At 63.7% G+C, this 16,597-nt stretch carries 18 protein-coding genes; 13 read left to right on the top strand and 5 right to left on the bottom strand.

Annotation, left to right across the window (positions count from 1 at the left end; all coding sequences use genetic code 11):
* The first annotated feature begins 89 nt into the window (after positions 1–89).
* From KY465_RS14625 to KY465_RS14615, 3 genes are all read left to right on the top strand, one after another.
* On the top strand, positions 90–509 hold the full coding sequence (locus tag KY465_RS14625) for a DUF1489 family protein (protein WP_219202591.1): 420 nt from the start codon (positions 90–92) through the stop codon (positions 507–509).
* Positions 510–695: 186 nt separating this feature from the next.
* Positions 696–1,508, top strand: coding sequence for a VWA domain-containing protein (locus KY465_RS14620; RefSeq protein ID WP_255561685.1), 813 nt, complete (start codon positions 696–698; stop codon positions 1,506–1,508).
* Complete coding sequence (locus KY465_RS14615) at positions 1,505–2,200, top strand: DnaJ domain-containing protein (RefSeq protein ID WP_219202590.1); 696 nt, start codon at positions 1,505–1,507, stop codon at positions 2,198–2,200. The genes KY465_RS14620 and KY465_RS14615 overlap by 4 nt, the downstream gene beginning before the upstream one ends.
* A gap of 172 nt (positions 2,201–2,372) precedes the next feature.
* Here KY465_RS14615 and KY465_RS14610 read toward each other — a convergent pair whose 3' ends face one another.
* Complete coding sequence (locus KY465_RS14610; RefSeq protein WP_219202817.1) at positions 2,373–3,740, bottom strand: serine hydrolase; 1,368 nt, start codon at positions 3,738–3,740, stop codon at positions 2,373–2,375.
* Positions 3,741–4,130: 390 nt separating this feature from the next.
* Here KY465_RS14610 and KY465_RS14605 point away from each other — a divergent pair, with 390 nt between their 5' ends.
* From KY465_RS14605 to KY465_RS14585, 5 genes are all read left to right on the top strand, one after another.
* Complete coding sequence (locus tag KY465_RS14605; RefSeq protein ID WP_219202588.1) at positions 4,131–4,457, top strand: phasin family protein; 327 nt, start codon at positions 4,131–4,133, stop codon at positions 4,455–4,457.
* A gap of 259 nt (positions 4,458–4,716) precedes the next feature.
* Positions 4,717–5,073: an ATP-dependent Clp protease adapter ClpS gene (gene clpS / locus KY465_RS14600; RefSeq protein ID WP_428983025.1), complete on the top strand. Its 357-nt coding sequence runs from the start codon at positions 4,717–4,719 to the stop codon at positions 5,071–5,073.
* A 10-nt stretch (positions 5,074–5,083) separates the two neighbouring features.
* Positions 5,084–7,651 carry an ATP-dependent Clp protease ATP-binding subunit ClpA gene (clpA, locus tag KY465_RS14595; RefSeq protein WP_219202585.1) on the top strand — a complete coding sequence of 856 codons (2,568 nt, stop codon included), beginning with the start codon at positions 5,084–5,086 and terminating at the stop codon, positions 7,649–7,651.
* Positions 7,652–7,768: 117 nt separating this feature from the next.
* Positions 7,769–8,560 (top strand): AzlC family ABC transporter permease, encoded by a 792-nt coding sequence (locus tag KY465_RS14590; RefSeq protein WP_219202583.1) that lies wholly within the window; start codon positions 7,769–7,771, stop codon positions 8,558–8,560.
* Complete coding sequence (locus KY465_RS14585; RefSeq protein ID WP_219202581.1) at positions 8,557–8,904, top strand: AzlD domain-containing protein; 348 nt, start codon at positions 8,557–8,559, stop codon at positions 8,902–8,904. The genes KY465_RS14590 and KY465_RS14585 overlap by 4 nt, the downstream gene beginning before the upstream one ends.
* Before the next feature lie 3 nt (positions 8,905–8,907).
* Here the strand turns inward: KY465_RS14585 and KY465_RS14580 are convergent, their stop codons facing one another.
* The 4 genes from KY465_RS14580 to KY465_RS14565 all read right to left on the bottom strand — a co-directional run bounded on the left by KY465_RS14580 (position 8,908) and on the right by KY465_RS14565 (position 12,011).
* Positions 8,908–9,339: an HIT family protein gene (locus tag KY465_RS14580; protein WP_219202580.1), complete on the bottom strand. Its 432-nt coding sequence runs from the start codon at positions 9,337–9,339 to the stop codon at positions 8,908–8,910.
* 54 nt (positions 9,340–9,393) lie between these two features.
* Positions 9,394–10,605 carry a GNAT family N-acetyltransferase gene (locus KY465_RS14575; protein WP_219202812.1) on the bottom strand — a complete coding sequence of 404 codons (1,212 nt, stop codon included), beginning with the start codon at positions 10,603–10,605 and terminating at the stop codon, positions 9,394–9,396.
* A 178-nt stretch (positions 10,606–10,783) separates the two neighbouring features.
* Entirely contained in the window at positions 10,784–11,539 is a 756-nt protein-coding gene (locus KY465_RS14570) for a glycerophosphodiester phosphodiesterase family protein (RefSeq protein ID WP_219202577.1), read from the bottom strand.
* 4 nt (positions 11,540–11,543) lie between these two features.
* Positions 11,544–12,011 carry a RidA family protein gene (locus KY465_RS14565; RefSeq protein WP_219202576.1) on the bottom strand — a complete coding sequence of 156 codons (468 nt, stop codon included), beginning with the start codon at positions 12,009–12,011 and terminating at the stop codon, positions 11,544–11,546.
* A 120-nt stretch (positions 12,012–12,131) separates the two neighbouring features.
* Here KY465_RS14565 and KY465_RS14560 point away from each other — a divergent pair, with 120 nt between their 5' ends.
* The 5 genes from KY465_RS14560 (at position 12,132) to frr (ending at position 16,579) form a co-directional block, all read left to right on the top strand.
* Positions 12,132–12,992: a cell envelope integrity EipB family protein gene (locus KY465_RS14560; protein ID WP_255561683.1), complete on the top strand. Its 861-nt coding sequence runs from the start codon at positions 12,132–12,134 to the stop codon at positions 12,990–12,992.
* Positions 12,993–13,175: 183 nt separating this feature from the next.
* On the top strand, positions 13,176–14,021 hold the full coding sequence (rpsB, locus tag KY465_RS14555; RefSeq protein WP_219202574.1) for a 30S ribosomal protein S2: 846 nt from the start codon (positions 13,176–13,178) through the stop codon (positions 14,019–14,021).
* A gap of 139 nt (positions 14,022–14,160) precedes the next feature.
* Entirely contained in the window at positions 14,161–15,084 is a 924-nt protein-coding gene (gene tsf, locus KY465_RS14550) for a translation elongation factor Ts (RefSeq protein WP_219202572.1), read from the top strand.
* Between the two features lie 94 nt (positions 15,085–15,178).
* Positions 15,179–15,904: a UMP kinase gene (gene pyrH / locus KY465_RS14545; RefSeq protein WP_219202570.1), complete on the top strand. Its 726-nt coding sequence runs from the start codon at positions 15,179–15,181 to the stop codon at positions 15,902–15,904.
* A 114-nt stretch (positions 15,905–16,018) separates the two neighbouring features.
* The gene (gene frr / locus KY465_RS14540; RefSeq protein ID WP_219202568.1) at positions 16,019–16,579 is read left to right on the top strand and encodes a ribosome recycling factor; all 561 of its coding nucleotides are present in this window, start codon (positions 16,019–16,021) and stop codon (positions 16,577–16,579) included.
* Positions 16,580–16,597 lie beyond the last annotated feature (18 nt).

Genomic DNA, 16,597 nt, shown 5'->3' with positions numbered 1-16,597 from the left:
TGTGGACCGGCCTGTGGACGACGTGGTCTGCAGGCGGCCGATTGCGTCATGGCTCTTGACGCCACCGCACCCGCGTTAAATGACAGGTTATGCCACTCCATCTGATCAAGCTCTGCGTCGGCGTCGAGACGCTGGAAGACCTGCAGGCCGCGATTGCCCGGCGCCAGGCCGGCGGCGGCGACCGCTATGTGCACACCACCCGCATGCAGCCCAAGCGCAGCGCCGATCTGATCGACGGCGGATCGCTGTATTGGGTGATCAAGGGCAATGTGCAGGCGCGCCAGCGCCTTCTCGCGGTTGAACCCTTTACCGACATGCAGGGAACAGGGCGCTGCCGGCTGGTGCTCGAACCGGTGCTGCATGCCACGCGCTGGCAGCCGCGGCGGCCGTTTCAGGGCTGGCGCTACCTCAAGCCGGAGGATGCGCCGGGTGATCTTGGCACCAGCGACGGCAGCGATGAACTGCCCGCCGCCTTGCGGGGTGAACTGGCCAGTCTCGGTCTTCTTTAAGCGTGTCTGGGCACCGCGATTAAGGCACGCGTGCTCGGCGCCAGGCATCTGCGCCCTTGCAGATATGATGCAGATCGCCACATTGAGGGAGCAGGATCAGTCGCACAGGCCGCTGGCCGCTGCCTGCGCCGCGGTAGCCCTGCGAGAAAAGGCGACGCGCCACAAGGCCCGGGAAGGATCGAGGCGATGAAAGACAAGACCCGAGATCAGACCCCGGACAAGGCTCGAGAACAGGCTCAGGACAAGCCGGAAGATCGGCCGCTGGCTCCGCGCAAGGGCGATTCCGATTCCGTTGTCCCGCGCTCCAGCGCCGCCGAGCTGGCGGCCTTCAAGCAAGCCGCCCAGGCCCTGGCGCAGCGCCAGGGCGCCACCGGTGCCGGCCGGCTGGTCTTTGCGCTCGATGCGACGATGAGCCGTCAGCCGACCTGGGATCTGGCCTGCGAACTGCAGGCCGAGATGTTCGAGGTGGCCGACGAGATGGACGGGCTCGAGATCCAGCTTCTCTATTTTCGCGGACTTGGCGAATGCCGCGCCTCGAAATGGACCGGGCGTTCGGGCGAGTTGGCCCGCCTGATGCAGAAGATCGATTGCCGCGGCGGCCGCACCCAGATCGAAAAGGTGCTCAAACACGCGCGCGCCGAGGCTGGTCGCGGACGCGTCAACGCCCTCATCTATATCGGCGACGCAATGGAGGAGAATGTCGATCAGCTCTGCGTTCTCGCCGGCGAACTCGGCCTGCGCAAGCTGCCCTGCTTCATGTTCCATGAGGGCGGCGATCCGGCCGCCGAAGCCGCATTCCGCGAAATCGCGCGTTTGTCGGGCGGCGCCTATGCGCGCTTCAACGCCGCCGCAGCGGCCGAACTCAAGGCGCTGCTCGGCGCCGTGGCGCGTTATGCCAGCGGTGGCCGCGTCGCGCTCGAACACCAGGGCGGCGAGGCGGCGCGGCTGCTTTTGCGCCAGCTGCCGCCGGATCGCGGCGATAAACGGGGCAACGCATGATCCGCGTCCTGCTGATCGTTGTTGCGCTGGCGGTTCTCGCCGCCGCCGTCCGCTGGATCATCGGTGCGCGGCCTGAACGCGTCGCCCAGGCGCTGCGCTATTTCGGCGTCGGCCTGCTGACCCTGGTCGGCGGCGTGCTGCTGTTCACCGGCAAGGCCTTTCTCGGCATGCCGATCCTCAGCGGCGCGGTCCTGCTGCTGCGCCATTCCGTCAAGAAAGCCCGGGCGACACGCCGCCCGGGCCAGAAATCCCGCGTTTACGCGGATGCTCTGATGATGGAACTTGACCTCGACAGTGGCGAGATCAACGGCATGGTGCTCAAGGGCAGCCGCAACGGTTCCGAGCTCAACGAACTGACCGACCAAGAGCTCCTGGCGTTGCACGCCGAGATGGCAGCCTGGCCGGAAAGCCGCGAATTACTGGAAACGTATCTTGACCGCCGCATAGCCGACTGGCGTGACGGCCCGGACGCGCAGGCCGGCGCGGGGCTGGGAACTCCGCCAGGCTCTGGCCCCATGACAGAGCAGGAGGCCTACGAGATCCTTGGGCTTGCTCCGGGAGCGGCCGAGACCGAGATCCGCCAGGCGCATCGCCGCCTCATGAAGCGGGTGCATCCCGACACGGGTGGATCGGCGGCGCTTGCCTCCAGGCTCAACGCTGCCAAGGATTTTCTCTTGCGTCGACATGTGTAGTTCCCCAATACGCAAATAACATTTTCGGGTTCCGGGCGGCGATACGAACCGTCCCGGTGGTGGGCTTGAACTTGCCCTCGATTGGCCGGATCCCCCCTCCGGCGCGGGTCTTTCGGTTATGCCCGGCCTGTCGCTGTCATCTCACACATGACGATACGACCGGCCTGGCGGATCAGTTCGGCGTGGCCCAGCAGCCAAAGCCCTTTTTCTTCAGGGTGCGGCAGGCGGCAACGGCACTCGATTGTCCGGAGAAGCCGGCGAACCGCGCCCGATAAAGCTGCGTCGCACCCTTGGTGTAGGTCATCGTGAAGGGCGCGGTGCCGCTCAGGCGGTTGCCGCCGGCGGACTGCGCCTTGTCGAGCAGCGCAAGCGCCGCGCCGCGATCGGGCATCGCGCCGATCTGGATCTGCCAGCCCTCGGGCCGCGTGCCTGTCTCGGAGCCGGCCGCAGCGCGAGGCTGCGTGCTGGCCGTGGTGACCGGATCGATGGCCGCGGCTGAGGCAGAACCGATCGGCTCAGGCGGCAGCGGCGCGGCAATGCTTGCTCTTGCCGGCTCGGTCACCTGCTGTTGCCGGATCAGCGTTTCCACCAGCGCCGCCCGCCCGAGCACCGGCTTCGGTGCCGGAGCGGCATAGGCGAGGGCGATGCGGTTGTTGGCGCCGTAACGCAGGGCAGGCACCGGACCGACGTCGGGCAATTGCAAGGCCGCCACGGCGATCACGCCGCCCGGTTTCGGAATGTTGATACCCGGCCCATGCTTGGAAGCCTTGGGCAGATAAAGCCGGATCATCTTTTCCATCTGCGCATTGCGCGAGGCGCCGGTGCGTCCGCCCATCACCACGGCGACGATCGAGCGGTTGTCGGCAACCACGGAACTGACCAGGTTGAACCCGGAAGCCCGCGTATAGCCGGTCTTGATGCCATCGACGCCGCGGACCTTGCCGAGCAGCCGGTTGTGATTGCCCATCCGCGTCTTTCCGAAGGTGAAGGAGCGCACGGAGAAATACTTGTAATATTGCGGGTAGTGCTCGCGCAGCGCGATGCCGAGGCGGGCCATGTCGCGCGCCGTGGTCACCTGGCGGCCATCGGGCAGGCCGCTGGCGTTGCGGAAGGTCGTCCGGTTCATGCCCAACTGCCGCGCCTTGGCGGTCATCATGCGCGCGAACTGGGCTTCCGAGCCACCGAGAAATTCGCCGGTGGCGGTCGCGGCATCATTCGCCGATTTGGTAACCAGCGACAGGATCGCGGTCTCGACGCTGATCGACTGGCCGGCTTTCAGACCGAGCTTGGTCGGCGGTTCGGCGGCCGCATGCGCTGAAAACGGAATGCGCGTCGACAGATTGACGCGCCCGCTCTCCAGCGCCTCGAACAGCATGTAAAGCGTCATCATCTTGGTCAATGATGCCGGATACCGCTGCGCGTCACCGCTCGAATTGTAGAGCGTCTCGCCGGTCTTGGCATCGATGACGATGCCCGCATATTTGGAATTGGCGCTCGCCGGGGCCGTCGGGGCGGCGAGGGTGAGCATGGCCGCAGCCATCGCAAGGCGCGCCAGTCGGATCCTGCCGATCCTGAACTGTCCGCCATTGAGCTTGATACGCTGATACACTTTGATCTCTTTTGTCGGAACACACTGACGACGCCCTGTCCGTCGCCACTGGAAGAGCAGAGTAGCCAAGCAGCGTTACCAAAATGTTTATGATGAACGCTTCCTTTCCGCTGCGGCATGGGCGTGCCGATCTGCACCGCGATGAAACAAAACAGGCCACTCAGGCAAGGGGGAAGGCGACGAGGTGCGCACCCCGGAAGGGTCGCGTATTGTGCAATGCACAAAAAATACTTGACACCATGCTGCGTTGCATATATTTGCTGCCCACCGCCGCCATCCGGACCCCCATCCGGCGGCTCTCAAATTGCACTGGACCCCGAAATGATGAACTTTGACGCCTCCAAGATCACCAAGGAAGCCATGGACAACATGCTCACAACCGTTTCGTCGGTGACCAAGGGCATGCAGCAGATCGCTGCTGAATCCGCCGAGTACTCCAAGAAGTCCTACGAGGATGGCGCCGCTGCCTTTGAACAGCTGGCCACGGCCAAGAGCCTCGACAAGGCTTTCGAAATTCAGACCGATTACGCCAAGTCGGCCTATGAGGGCTTTGTCGCCCAGGCCACGAAGATCGGCGAGCTCTACACCGATCTTGCCAAGCAGAGCTACAAGCCCTTCGAAGACGCTTTCGCCAAGGCCAACGCCTGATCCGAAGGCGCAAGGCCTGCCGGTCTGCCGGCAATTCTGATCCCGATTGCACCCGGTCGCGACCTGTCGCGGCCGGGTTTTTGTTCGTCCCCATCCTTGCATTCGCGCCGCACGCGGCCGCAATGCGTCGAAAAAGTGGGACATCGGCTGGCCGGGGGGCTTAAAATCGCCTCGTGAAGGATTAAGTTACTCCCTCAGACAGTGAGACGAATCCGGTGCGCCGGAAATGAAGAGGGTACTGACGGGAATGCGGATTTTGATGGAGCGAGCCAAACACTTCGTCATGCAGGCCGACAAGAAGCCCGGCGATACGCCGCCCGATCGCGGAACACAGGTCATCACCAAGACCCGCCCGCAGATCAAGCGGCCGAGTCTGTACCGCGTCCTGCTGCTCAACGATGACTACACGCCGATGGAGTTCGTCATCCACGTGCTCGAGCAGTTTTTTCAAAAGGATCGCGAGCAGGCGACGCGAATCATGTTGCATGTGCATAATCATGGTGTGGGTGAATGCGGCGTCTTCACCTTTGAAGTGGCGGAAACCAAGGTCACGCAAGTCATGGACTTTGCCCGGGAGCACGACCATCCGCTCCAGTGCGTGATGGAAAAGAAATGAGGACCTGAACTTGCCAAGTTTTTCAACAAGTCTCGAGCGTGCCATCCATCAGGCGCTCACCTTTGCCAATGAGCGGCATCACGAATACGCAACGCTTGAGCATTTGCTGCTGGCGCTGATCGAGGATCCCGATGCGGCGGCCGTCATGGGCGCCTGCAATGTCGACCTGGACGTGTTGCGGGGGACCGTGGCCGATTACGTCGACAAGGAACTCAACAATCTGATCACCGGCTACAACGAGGACTCCAAGCCCACCTCCGGCTTTCAGCGCGTCATTCAGCGCGCCGTCATCCATGTCCAGTCCTCCGGCCGCGAGGAGGTCACCGGGGCCAACGTGCTCGTCGCCATCTTCGCCGAGCGCGAGAGCCACGCGGCCTATTTCCTGCAGGAGCAGGAAATGACCCGTTACGATGCCGTCAACTTCATCTCGCATGGCATCGCCAAGCGGCCCGGTTCCGGCGAGGAACGCACCGTGCGCGGAGCGCAGGGACCCGAGGCCGAGGAAGACAAGCCGGCCGGTGCCGAGGCGGAAGAGGGTGCCAAGAAGAAGAACCAGGACGCCCTGACGGCCTATTGCGTCAATCTCAACGAGAAGGCGCAGGACGGGCGCATCGATCCGCTCATCGGCCGCAGCACGGAAGTCAACCGGACGATCCAGATCCTGTGCCGCCGTTCGAAGAACAACCCGCTGTATGTCGGCGATCCCGGCGTTGGCAAGACGGCGATTGCCGAGGGTCTGGCCAAGCGCATCGTCGAGGGCGACGTGCCGGAAGTGCTGGCCGATGCCACCATCTTCTCGCTCGACATGGGCTCGCTGCTGGCGGGCACCCGCTATCGCGGTGACTTCGAGGAACGCTTGAAGCAGGTCGTCAAGGAACTCGAGGATCTTCCCGGCGCTGTCCTGTTCATCGACGAGATCCACACGGTGATCGGCGCCGGCGCCACGTCCGGCGGCGCCATGGATGCTTCCAATCTGCTCAAGCCGGCGCTGTCCTCCGGGGCCATCCGCTGCATCGGCTCGACCACCTACAAGGAATATCGCCAGTTCTTCGAAAAGGACCGGGCGCTTGTCCGCCGCTTCCAGAAGATCGACGTCAACGAACCGACGACCGACGACGCGGTCGAGATCCTCAAGGGCCTGCGGCCTTATTTCGAGGAGTATCATTCGGTCAAATACACCGACGACGCCATCAAGGCGGCGGTGGAATTGTCGGCGCGCTACATCACCGACCGCAAGCTGCCCGACAAGGCCATCGACGTCATTGACGAGACCGGCGCCTCGCAGATGCTTCTCGAGGCGAGCAAGCGGCGCAAGAGCATCACCGATGCCGACATCGAGACGACGATCGCCACCATGGCCCGCATTCCGGCCAAGACCGTGTCCAAGGATGACGAGACGGTGCTGGCCAATCTCGACAAGGAACTGCGCTCGGTCGTTTACGGTCAGGATCCGGCGATCGATGCGCTGACGGCCGCCATCCGCCTGGCGCGTGCCGGCCTGCGCGAGCCCGACAAGCCGATCGGCAGCTACCTGTTCTCCGGCCCGACCGGTGTCGGCAAGACCGAAGTGGCGCGCCAGCTGGCGAGTTCGCTCGGTGTCGAACTGCTGCGTTTCGACATGTCCGAATACATGGAGCGCCATACGGTCTCGCGGCTGATCGGCGCGCCTCCCGGCTATGTCGGCTTCGATCAGGGTGGCCTTCTCACCGATGGCGTCGATCAGCACCCCTATTGCGTCCTGCTGCTCGACGAGATCGAGAAGGCGCATCCGGACCTGTTCAACATCCTGCTGCAGGTGATGGACCACGGCTCGCTGACCGACCACAACGGCAAGAAGATCGACTTCCGCAACGTCATCCTGATCATGACCACCAATGCCGGTGCCCAGGATCTCGCCAAGGCGGCGATCGGCTTTGGCTCGTCCAAGCGCGACAGCGACGACATGGAAGCGATCAACCGGCTGTTCACGCCGGAATTCCGCAACCGTCTCGACGCCATCATTCCGTTCGGTCCGCTGCCGCCGCAGGTCGTCAACATGGTGGTGCAGAAATTCGTCATGCAGCTTGAAGCGCAGCTTGCCGAGCGCAATGTCACCTTCGATCTCGGCGAGGACTCCGTGCGCTGGCTGGCCGAGAAGGGCTATGACGAACGCATGGGCGCACGGCCGCTCGGCCGCGTCATTCAGGAGCACATCAAGAAGCCGCTGGCCAATGAATTGCTGTTCGGCAAGCTCAAGGATGGCGGCACCGTCAAGGTCACGGTCGGCACCCGCGAGGACGGCACACGCGGTCTGCTGCTGGAAAGCATCCCGGCCGAGCGCAAGGTCAAGCCGAAGGCCGACAAGACGCCGAAGCCGAAGACGGCAAGGGCGCCGCGCAAATCCAAGGATGCGGGCGGCAGCTCCGGCACGCCGCGCAAATCGGCAAAACCGAAGAAGCCGGATGCGGAAGCCGCAGCCGAAGCCTCTTCGGCGGCGGATGAGAAGTCCGGTAAGCCGGACAAGCCGGCAAGCGGTGCAACGACGCCTTCGCGCAGCAAGCGTGACGGCGCCGTCCCGAAAGTGCCGCGCAAGCGCTAGCCGCCTTGCGTCCTGAGTGAGTTAGCTGAAATGCCCCGAATTTTCGGGGCATTTTTTTACCAGTGACGGTGCGCTGTTTTTGCTTTTCCGGATGCGCAAAAAGCTCTACCAGAAGCCATGACAACAGCCAGCGAGCGGGCCGGAGCCTATTGGTTCCTGCAGGGAATGCGAGGCATTTTCTCTCTTCCGGCCCTGATCCTCATCACCTCCTTTGTCGGCTTTACCGGCTTCGCGTCAGAGGCGGGCCTGTTGCTCGAGCATGCGGTTTTCATGACCGGTATCGTCTGGGCCCTGCCGGCGATGGTGCTGCTGATCAGTTCGATCCTGGCGAATGCGTCGCTGCCGGCTGCATTTCTGACCGTCACGCTCTCGTCGATCCGCCTGTTGCCGATGGTCGCGGCGCTGATCCCGGAAATACGCGGCCGCAAGACCTCGATCTGGGTGCTGTTGTTCGCCTCGCACTTCATCGCCGTCACCGCCTGGGTGTTCACCATGGAGCGCATCCGGAGCGTGCCGGTCGACCAGCGGCTTCGCTTTTTTCTCGGTTTCGCGCTGACCCTGACGACGACGGTGACGGCGGTCGTGGCCGCTGTCTTCGTGTTTGTGGAAAAACTGCCGCCGATTGTCGCCGGCACGCTGTTCTTTCTCACGCCGATCTATTTTCTGACCTCGATCTGGGCCTCGGCGCGCGACCGCATCGCGCATTACGCGATGATTGCCGGCCTTCTCGGCGCGCCGCTGTTTCATCTGATCGCGCCCGACTTCGATATTCTCTACACGGGCATCGTCGCCGGCACGCTGGCCTTCGCATTTGACCGTCTGGTCGGACGCCGCAGGAAACCGGCAGCGGACGCGGAAGAGACGGGGCAGGGCACCGGCGCGGCAGCGGATGAGGGACGTGACCGATGACCTGGGAGAGCCTGGACACCTGGTGGTGGCCCTATCTGTTCATCATCATTGCCGGCTGGCTCGCCACCGACATCTGGCGCTGGCTGGGCGTGCTGATCGGCAACCGGCTTGCCGATGATGCGCCGCTGCTGATCTGGGTGCGCGCCGTCGCCACCGCTCTCGTGGCCGCCGTGATTGCGAAACTGATCCTGTACCCGAGCGGCGCCCTGCAGGATTTTCCGCTCGCTTTGCGCATCGGCGCAGCGATTTTCGGCTTCGGACTTTTTCTCGCGACCGGCCGCAAGCCGTGGATCGGCATACTCTCAGCCGTCGCCACCCTTTTTCTCGGACGTCTGCTGCTCTGACCCTCAGCCGTTGAGTGCGGCGCGGATCTTCTCGGCATTGGCCTTCAGCACCGCGCTATCTTCCATGGTTCCCGTATGCGGTTTGAGGGCGACACCGTCAAAACGCGGGATGACGTGCACATGCAGGTGGAAGACGATCTGGCCGCCGGCACTCTCGTTGAATTGCTGCACCGTCACGCCGTCAGCGCCGAACGCCTCCCTGACCGCGCGCGCCATCCTCTGTGTCGTCAGGGCGACGGCGGCCAGGCTGTCGGGCTCAACGTCGAGGATGTTGCGCGACGGCGCCTTCGGCAGCACCAGGCAATGCCCGTCGCCGCGCGGCATGATGTCCATGATCACCAGCGTCGCATCGTCCTCGAACACCTTTTCGCACGGCAACTCGCCGCGCAGGATCTTGGCAAAGATGTTGTTGTCGTCATAGGCCGGTGCGGTCATCACTATCTCCCGATATCATGCTGTCGTTGTAGCCCGCTTGCGGTGCCGGTCAAGTCACTGCGCCGCTGGATCATCCTTGCGCGCCTGTGCCGGTGCATCGCTCTTGCGGAACGGCCCGTGCGCCGCCAAGACGTCGCCCATCTCCGCGACATCGGCGCGCTCGTGCTCCAGGTAATCGGCCACCGCCTGGCGCAGTCCCGGATGCGCGATGTAATGGCAGGAATGCGTGGTCACTGGCAGATAGCCGCGCGCCAGCTTGTGCTGGCCCTGAGCACCGGCCTCCACCCGTGCCAGCTTGTGCGCGATCGCGAAATCGATCGCCTGATGGTAGCAGAGCTCGAAATGCAGAAAGGGATGGTCCTCGACGCAGCCCCAATGCCGGCCATACAGGCAATCGCCGCCGATGAAATTGAGCGCTCCGGCAATGAAGCGGCCCTGCCGCCGCGCCATCACCAGCAGCACCTGGTCGGCCATGCGCTCGCCGATCAGCGAAAAGAAGCGGCGATTGAGATAGGGCCGGCCCCATTTGCGGCTGCCGGTGTCGAGATAAAAGGCGTGAAAGGCATCCCAGGCCGCCTCGGTCAGCGCCGCGCCGGTCAGCCAGACGATCTCGATGTCGTTGTCGCGCGCCGCCTGTCGTTCCTTCCTGAGATTCTTGCGCTTGCGCGAAGCGAGCGTTTCGAGAAAATCCTCGTAGCCGCCATAGCCGGGATTGAGAAAATGGAACTGCTGGTCGGTGCGGTGCAGGTAACCGGCGCTGGCAAATGCCGCCACTTCGCTTTCCGGCACGAAGGTGGCATGCGCCGACGACAGGCCGTGCTGGTCGACCAGCGTGCGCGCTCCGGCCGCCAGCGCCTCGCCTGTCACGGCGCGATCCCTGCCCGCCGGGACCAAGAGCCGCGGCCCGGTCGCCGGGGTGAACGGCACGGAACATTGCAGCTTGGGATAATAGCGCCCGCCGGCCCGCTCAAAGGCGTCGGCCCAGGCATGGTCGAACACATATTCGCCCATCGAATGACTTTTGATATAGGCGGGCAGGGCACCGGCAAGCTTGCCCGCTCCGTCGCGCAGGATCAGGTGCTGCGGCAGCCAGCCGGTCTTCGCCGCGACGCTGCCTGATTCTTCCAGCGCCGACAGGAAAGCATGCGACACGAACGGGTTGAAGGCGACATCGCCCGCGCCGCGCGCGCCGCCCGCGCTGCTGCCGATCGCGGTTCCCGCCAGCGTTGCCCACTCCTCGGCAGGGATCGTGGCCAGTTCGCTGATCGTCTCGAGCGTATGTTCGCTTGCAGAATTCGGCAGGGGAAGGTCTCCGCGTGCGGCGTCGCGGGAGAAGCCCGCATGCGCGCCTTTCAGTTCATCTATGCACCCGCCGCCGCGAGGCAAGGCCGGTGCACGGGGCGGGCAGTTAAGGCCACAACGTCCCGATGCCGGGGGCGGCGCCTCACTCGGCGGGGTCCTGGTCCGGGTCAAACCCCTCAAAGGTCATCTGATGCGCATAGGCATCGCTGCATGCGCGCATCTCTTCGGTGCGCACCGTCCATGACAACACCGGCAGGCCGAGCCGCTGCACGCCCTCGACGAACGGGTTGGGCAGATGCTCGACCCGGTAGGCGAGGAAGTCCAGCCCCATGTCCATCGCATCCTCGTGCTCGTAAAACTGCTCCGGCGTGGTGCCTTCCGCCGTCAGTCCGACCGGGTGAGGGCAGTCGGCTGCGATGAAATCGCGAAGAATATTCGCATTGAACGACATGACGGCGACCTTGCCGGCATAGCCTTCGAGAACCTCGAGAACCGCTTCGGCGAACCCGTCATCGTCGCTGATTTCCTCGCCGCGCGCCCCCCGACCCTTCAATTCAAGGATCATCGGCACCCTGCCGGCAACGCGCTCGAGCGCCGTCTTCAGCGACGGGATCGAATCGCGGCCGCCGCCGATCCGCCGCATGCCGAGTTCCGCCGAGGTCTGGAGCCGGACATCGCCGCGCAGGCCGCACAGCCGTTCCAGATCCTCGTCATGGAAGACGACGGGCACGCCATCACAGGCAAATTGCAGATCGCACTCGATGGCGAAATCCTGCGCCACGGCGCGCTCGAAGGCGGTCAGCGTGTTTTCCCAGACATCGCGGTTCATGTCGTGATAGCCGCGATGCGCGATCGGCCGCTGCGTCAGCCATCCGATATCGCCCGCATAGCGCGCCATGATCTTAGCGCACTTCTATGATGGCGTCGACTTCGACGGCGGCATTCAGCGGCAGGCTCGCCGTGCCGACAGCGGCGCGCGCGTGGTTGCCGGCCTCGCCGAGGATGTCCGCGACGAGGTCGGACGCGCCGTTGATCACCAGATGCTGCTCGGTGAAATCGCCCGTCGAGGCGACGAAACCGGTCAATTTGACCACCCGGACAATGCGTTCGAGATCGCCATCGAGCGCCGCACTGGCCTGTGCCAGAATATTGATGGCGCACACTTCGGCGGCCTGCCGTGCAGTTTCCACGTCAACATCGCGGCCAAGCAGTCCCGTTGCCACGAGACTGCCGTCTTTCAAAGGCAATTGCCCGGAAATGTACAACAGGGCGCCGGACTGGACATAATTGACGTAGTTTGCGGCCGGCGCTGCGGCCTGCGGCAGGACAATGTTGCGGGCGGCGAGGCGGGAGGCGATGGTGCTGGTCATGGGGTCTCTGCTTTCAGTTTGCATAGGGGCCGCGCGATGGAAACGGACGCGCCGCAACCTCTCGCTTTTCGGTCAGCGCTTCATATAACATCGCTCAGGGATTCGACAGGAGCAATCTGAATGCCGAAGATGGTTTTCGCCGCCAAGATCAACGCCCAGGCTGCCTTGCGCGCCCGGCTGACGCTGTCCGCAGCGCTGCTTGCGTTCACGCTGCCCGCGCTGCCGGCGCATGCAGCCGCCAACCTCACGCCGCACCGGGCGGTCTATGATCTGTCCTTGAAGGAAGCCTCCGAACGGTCCGGTATCGAAAGCATGCTTGGCCGCATGGTCTACGAGTTCGGCGGCACGGCCTGCGATGGCTATACGGTCAGTTTCCGCTTCGTCACCGAGATCGATACGGGCGAGAGCGTGCGCATCACCGACCAGCAGACCAGCAGCTACGAGGATATCCGTCGCCATACCTTTGACTTCGTGACCAAGTCCTACGTCAATCGCGGCCTCGACTACGAGGTCAAGGGCACGGCCCGCCTCGGTGATGATGCCATCAGTGTCGAGATCGAAAAGCCGGAAGAGCAAAGCCTTGCTCTTCCGCAGGCCCTGTTTCCGACCGAGCATCTGATCGAGCTGATCAACAAGGCGCGGGCCGGCGAGACCTTTTATGAATCGCGCATTTTCGACGGCTCCGACAAGGCCGACGAGGCGCTGATCACCAACACGGTGCTCGGCGAGAAGCGAAAGGCGGACGCGGCGGACCCGGAAATCGCCGGCATCGAGACCCTGGCGCTCCGTGACTACTGGCCGGTCGCCATCTCCTATTTCAGCGATACGCCGACCGGCGACGGCGTGCCGGTCTATTCCATCCAGTTCAAGCTCTACGCCGATGGCATCACGCGCGATCTGATGATGGACTACGGCGAATTTGCGCTGGTCGGCAAGCTGAGCGCGCTGGAAGTGCTGGCCAGCGAGCCCTGCGACGACTGATCGCCGGCACCAAGCGGGCCTTCACCGCGGCCGGCGGGCTTGCACATTTCTCTCACCTCCTGTATGGGCAGCCTCATTCCACACGCGGAGCATGGGACGGCCCGGGAGAAATCCGGTTCGTTCCGCCGGTGGCGCTCGACGCTGACGCCCCGCGGAGGTTCAACCGGAAACAGGAGTAAAGGCATGGCATTGCCTGATTTTACCATGCGCCAGTTGCTTGAGGCAGGCGTTCACTTCGGCCACCAGACTCACCGCTGGAACCCGAAAATGAAGCCGTACATCTTCGGCGACCGCAACAATCTGCACATCATCGATCTCGGCCAGACGGTGCCCCTGATGCACCAGGCGCTGAAGCTTGTCTCCGACACCGTCGCCTCGGGCGGCCGTGTTCTGTTCGTCGGCACCAAGCGCCAGGCATCGGAAATCGTCGCCGACGCGGCTCAGAGATCGGCGCAGTACTTCGTCAACGCCCGCTGGCTCGGCGGCATGCTGACCAACTGGAAGACGATCTCCAATTCGATCGCCCGCCTGCGCAAGCTCGACGAAATTCTGTCCGCCGATGCCCAGGGCTTTACCAAGAAGGAGCGGCTCAATCTTGAGCGCGAGCGCGAAAAGCTGAACCGCGCGCTGGGCGGTATCCGCGACATGGGCGGCACGCCGGACCTGATGTTCGTCATCGACACCAACAAGGAGTCGATCGCCATTCAGGAAGCCAAGCGTCTTGGCATCCCGGTCGTGGCGGTGATCGATTCCAACTGTGACCCGGATGTCGTCGATTTCCCGATCCCGGGCAATGATGATGCGGCCCGGGCGATCTCGCTGTATTGCGATCTGATCTCGCGCGCCTGCATCGACGGCATTGCCCGTCAGCAGGGTGCGTCCGGCGTTGATCTCGGCGCCGCCTCCGAAGCACCGGCCGAGCCGGCTCTGGAAGAAGCCCCGGCCGCTGAAGCCGCTCCGACTGCCGAGCCCGCTGCGAGCGAAGCTGCCGCGCCGGAAGGCGACGCATCGGCTGAAGCCAAGGCCTGAATCAGGCCCTAGACACCAGCATCACGCGGTTCCGGCACGGCTCCGGTGCCGCGTGATCCTTTCACGGGCGCTTCAACGGCGCCAGTTTTGCGTTCGGCGGGTTCCGCCCGTTCGGCGCATTCAAGAACAAGAGGCAGATATGAGCATCTCCGCTGCTATGGTGAAGGAACTGCGCGAAAAGAGCGGCGCAGGCATGATGGATTGCAAGAAGGCGCTGGCCGAGACCAATGGCGACATGGAAGCCGCCATCGACTGGCTGCGCGCCAAGGGTATCTCCAAGGCCGACAAGAAGGCCGGCCGTACCGCTGCCGAAGGTCTGATCGGCATTGCCGGTGACGGCAATGAGGCGGTCGTCGTCGAGGTCAATTCCGAAACCGACTTCGTTGCCCGCAACGATGCCTTTCAGGATCTCGTGCGCCAGATCGCGCAGACCGCCCTGTCCACCGATGGATCCGTCGATGCCGTTGCCGGCACCACCGTATCCTCGACCGGCAAATCCGTGCAGGACACCGTCAAGGATGCCGTCGGACACATCGGCGAGAACCTGACGTTCCGCCGCTCGAGCAAGCTGTCGGTCGATGCCGGTGTTGTTGCCAGCTATGTGCACAATGCGGTCAGCGACAATCTCGGTAAGCTCGGCGTCCTGGTGGCGCTGAAGTCGGGTGGCGACAAAGAGGCCCTGAAGACCATTGGCCGTCAGGTGGCCATGCATGTCGCTGCGACCAATCCGCTGGCGCTGACCTCCGATGATGTCGATTCCACCGTTGCCGAGCGCGAGCGCGCCGTCTTCGTCGAACAGGCCCGCGAGAGCGGCAAGCCGGAAAACATCATCGAAAAGATGGTCGAAGGCCGGATGCGCAAGTTCTACGAGGAAGTCGTCCTTCTCTCGCAGGCCTTTGTCATCAATCCCGACCAGACGGTCGGCGAGGCCATCAAGGCGGCCGAGGCCGAAGTCGGCGCGCCGGTCGAAATCACTGGTTTCGTGCGTCTCCAGCTCGGCGAGGGCGTCGAGAAGGAAGAGAGCGATTTCGCGGCCGAAGTGGCGGCAGCCGCCAAGGGCTGAGTGCTGTCATTACGACCGGATTTTTCAAGGGGCATCGCGTGACAACGCGGTGCCCTTCGTGTATCCGGGCTCAAACAATACGGAAAATTTGGCAATGAGCGAAGCAACTCCCCTCTACAAGCGCGTTTTGTTGAAAGCGTCGGGGGAGGCATTGATGGGCGAGCAAGGCTTCGGCATCGATGTCACTGTCGCCGACCGCATCGCATCCGACATTGCCGAAGCCCGCGCCCTGGGGGTCGAGGTCGGCGTCGTTGTCGGCGGCGGCAACATCTTTCGCGGCGTCGCCGTGGCCTCGAGGGGCGGTGACCGCGTCTCCGGCGACCACATGGGCATGCTCGGCACCGTCATCAACGCCCTGGCGCTGGCCACATCGCTGCGCAAGATCGGGCTGGACTGCGAGGTCCTCTCCGCAATCTCCATGCCGGAGATCTGCCAGAGCTTCTCCCAGCGCCTTGCCCTGCATCATCTCGGACGCGGCAAGGTGGTGATCTTTGCCGGCGGCACAGGCAATCCGTTTTTCACCACCGATTCGGCAGCCGCGCTGCGCGCCGCCGAGATCGGCGCCGAAGCAATCCTGAAGGGCACGCAGGTCGATGGCATCTATTCCGCCGATCCGAAGAAGGACCCGCACGCAACACGCTATGAGACCCTGACGCATGACGAGGTGCTGCAAAAGGGGCTTGCGGTGATGGATGTCGCCGCCGTAGCCTTGGCGCGCGAAAACTCCATCCCGATCATCGTGTTCTCGATCCATGAGCAGGGCGCTTTCGCCAGGATCGTGACCGGCGGCGGCCGCGCGACGATCGTCAACGACAGGTAACGGCCGGGCGGTCAGCCACGATCCGCTTTGGCAGCATTCGCAAGGCTCGCGTGTCGCCGTGCGAAGCGGGCACGAAAACCGGCAGGAAGCCGGCACGAAAGAAGGAAAGAAACGATGACTGACGCGGTTGATTTCAAGGAGCTGCAGCGCCGTATGGATGGCGCCATCACCGCCTTCAAGGGGGATCTTGCCTCGTTGCGCACCGGACGTGCGTCGGCCAACATCCTCGACGCGGTGCTGGTCGAGGCCTATGGGTCCAAGGTGCCGATCAACCAGGTCGCCAATGTCTCGGTGCCCGAGCCGCGCATGATTGCCGTCAGCGTCTGGGACAAGCAGACGGTCGGCGCTGTCGATCGCGGCATTCGCGAGGCCAATCTCGGCCTCAACCCGATCATCGACGGTCAGAATCTGCGCATTCCGCTGCCTGAACTCAACGAGGAACGCCGGCGCGAACTGGTCAAGGTGGCGCACACCTATGCCGAGAACGCCAAGGTCGCCGTGCGTCACGTGCGCCGGGACGGCATGGAAGGCTTGAAAAAGGCCGAAAAGGATGGCGACATCAGCCAGGATGACAGCCGCCGCGATTCCGAACGCGTGCAGAAGCTGACCGATGGGGTGATTTCCGAGATCGACCGCTTGCTCGCCGACAAGGAAAAGGAAATCATGCACGTCTGATCCGCTGATTCCTTGGAT

The organism is Neohoeflea coraliihabitans (assembly GCF_019334345.1).
Lineage (GTDB): Bacteria > Pseudomonadota > Alphaproteobacteria > Rhizobiales > Rhizobiaceae > Pseudohoeflea > Pseudohoeflea coraliihabitans.
The sequence above is the reverse complement of the archived record's forward strand: the minus strand, read 5'-3'. Positions and strand labels throughout refer to the sequence as shown.

What these genes read in the sequence shown, in the direction of transcription:
- KY465_RS14625 (WP_219202591.1), top strand. Translation starts at nt 90, where the DNA reads ATGCCACTCCATCTGATCAAGCTCTGCGTCGGCGTCGAGACGCTGGAA.
- KY465_RS14620 (WP_255561685.1), top strand. Translation starts at nt 696, where the DNA reads ATGAAAGACAAGACCCGAGATCAGACCCCGGACAAGGCTCGAGAACAG.
- KY465_RS14615 (WP_219202590.1), top strand. Translation starts at nt 1,505, where the DNA reads ATGATCCGCGTCCTGCTGATCGTTGTTGCGCTGGCGGTTCTCGCCGCC.
- KY465_RS14610 (WP_219202817.1), bottom strand. Translation starts at nt 3,740, where the DNA reads ATGGCTGCGGCCATGCTCACCCTCGCCGCCCCGACGGCCCCGGCGAGC.
- KY465_RS14605 (WP_219202588.1), top strand. Translation starts at nt 4,131, where the DNA reads ATGATGAACTTTGACGCCTCCAAGATCACCAAGGAAGCCATGGACAAC.
- clpS (WP_428983025.1), top strand. Translation starts at nt 4,717, where the DNA reads ATGGAGCGAGCCAAACACTTCGTCATGCAGGCCGACAAGAAGCCCGGC.
- KY465_RS14590 (WP_219202583.1), top strand. Translation starts at nt 7,769, where the DNA reads ATGACAACAGCCAGCGAGCGGGCCGGAGCCTATTGGTTCCTGCAGGGA.
- KY465_RS14585 (WP_219202581.1), top strand. Translation starts at nt 8,557, where the DNA reads ATGACCTGGGAGAGCCTGGACACCTGGTGGTGGCCCTATCTGTTCATC.
- KY465_RS14580 (WP_219202580.1), bottom strand. Translation starts at nt 9,339, where the DNA reads ATGACCGCACCGGCCTATGACGACAACAACATCTTTGCCAAGATCCTG.
- KY465_RS14570 (WP_219202577.1), bottom strand. Translation starts at nt 11,539, where the DNA reads ATGGCGCGCTATGCGGGCGATATCGGATGGCTGACGCAGCGGCCGATC.
- KY465_RS14565 (WP_219202576.1), bottom strand. Translation starts at nt 12,011, where the DNA reads ATGACCAGCACCATCGCCTCCCGCCTCGCCGCCCGCAACATTGTCCTG.
- KY465_RS14560 (WP_255561683.1), top strand. Translation starts at nt 12,132, where the DNA reads ATGCCGAAGATGGTTTTCGCCGCCAAGATCAACGCCCAGGCTGCCTTG.
- rpsB (WP_219202574.1), top strand. Translation starts at nt 13,176, where the DNA reads ATGGCATTGCCTGATTTTACCATGCGCCAGTTGCTTGAGGCAGGCGTT.
- tsf (WP_219202572.1), top strand. Translation starts at nt 14,161, where the DNA reads ATGAGCATCTCCGCTGCTATGGTGAAGGAACTGCGCGAAAAGAGCGGC.
- pyrH (WP_219202570.1), top strand. Translation starts at nt 15,179, where the DNA reads ATGAGCGAAGCAACTCCCCTCTACAAGCGCGTTTTGTTGAAAGCGTCG.
- frr (WP_219202568.1), top strand. Translation starts at nt 16,019, where the DNA reads ATGACTGACGCGGTTGATTTCAAGGAGCTGCAGCGCCGTATGGATGGC.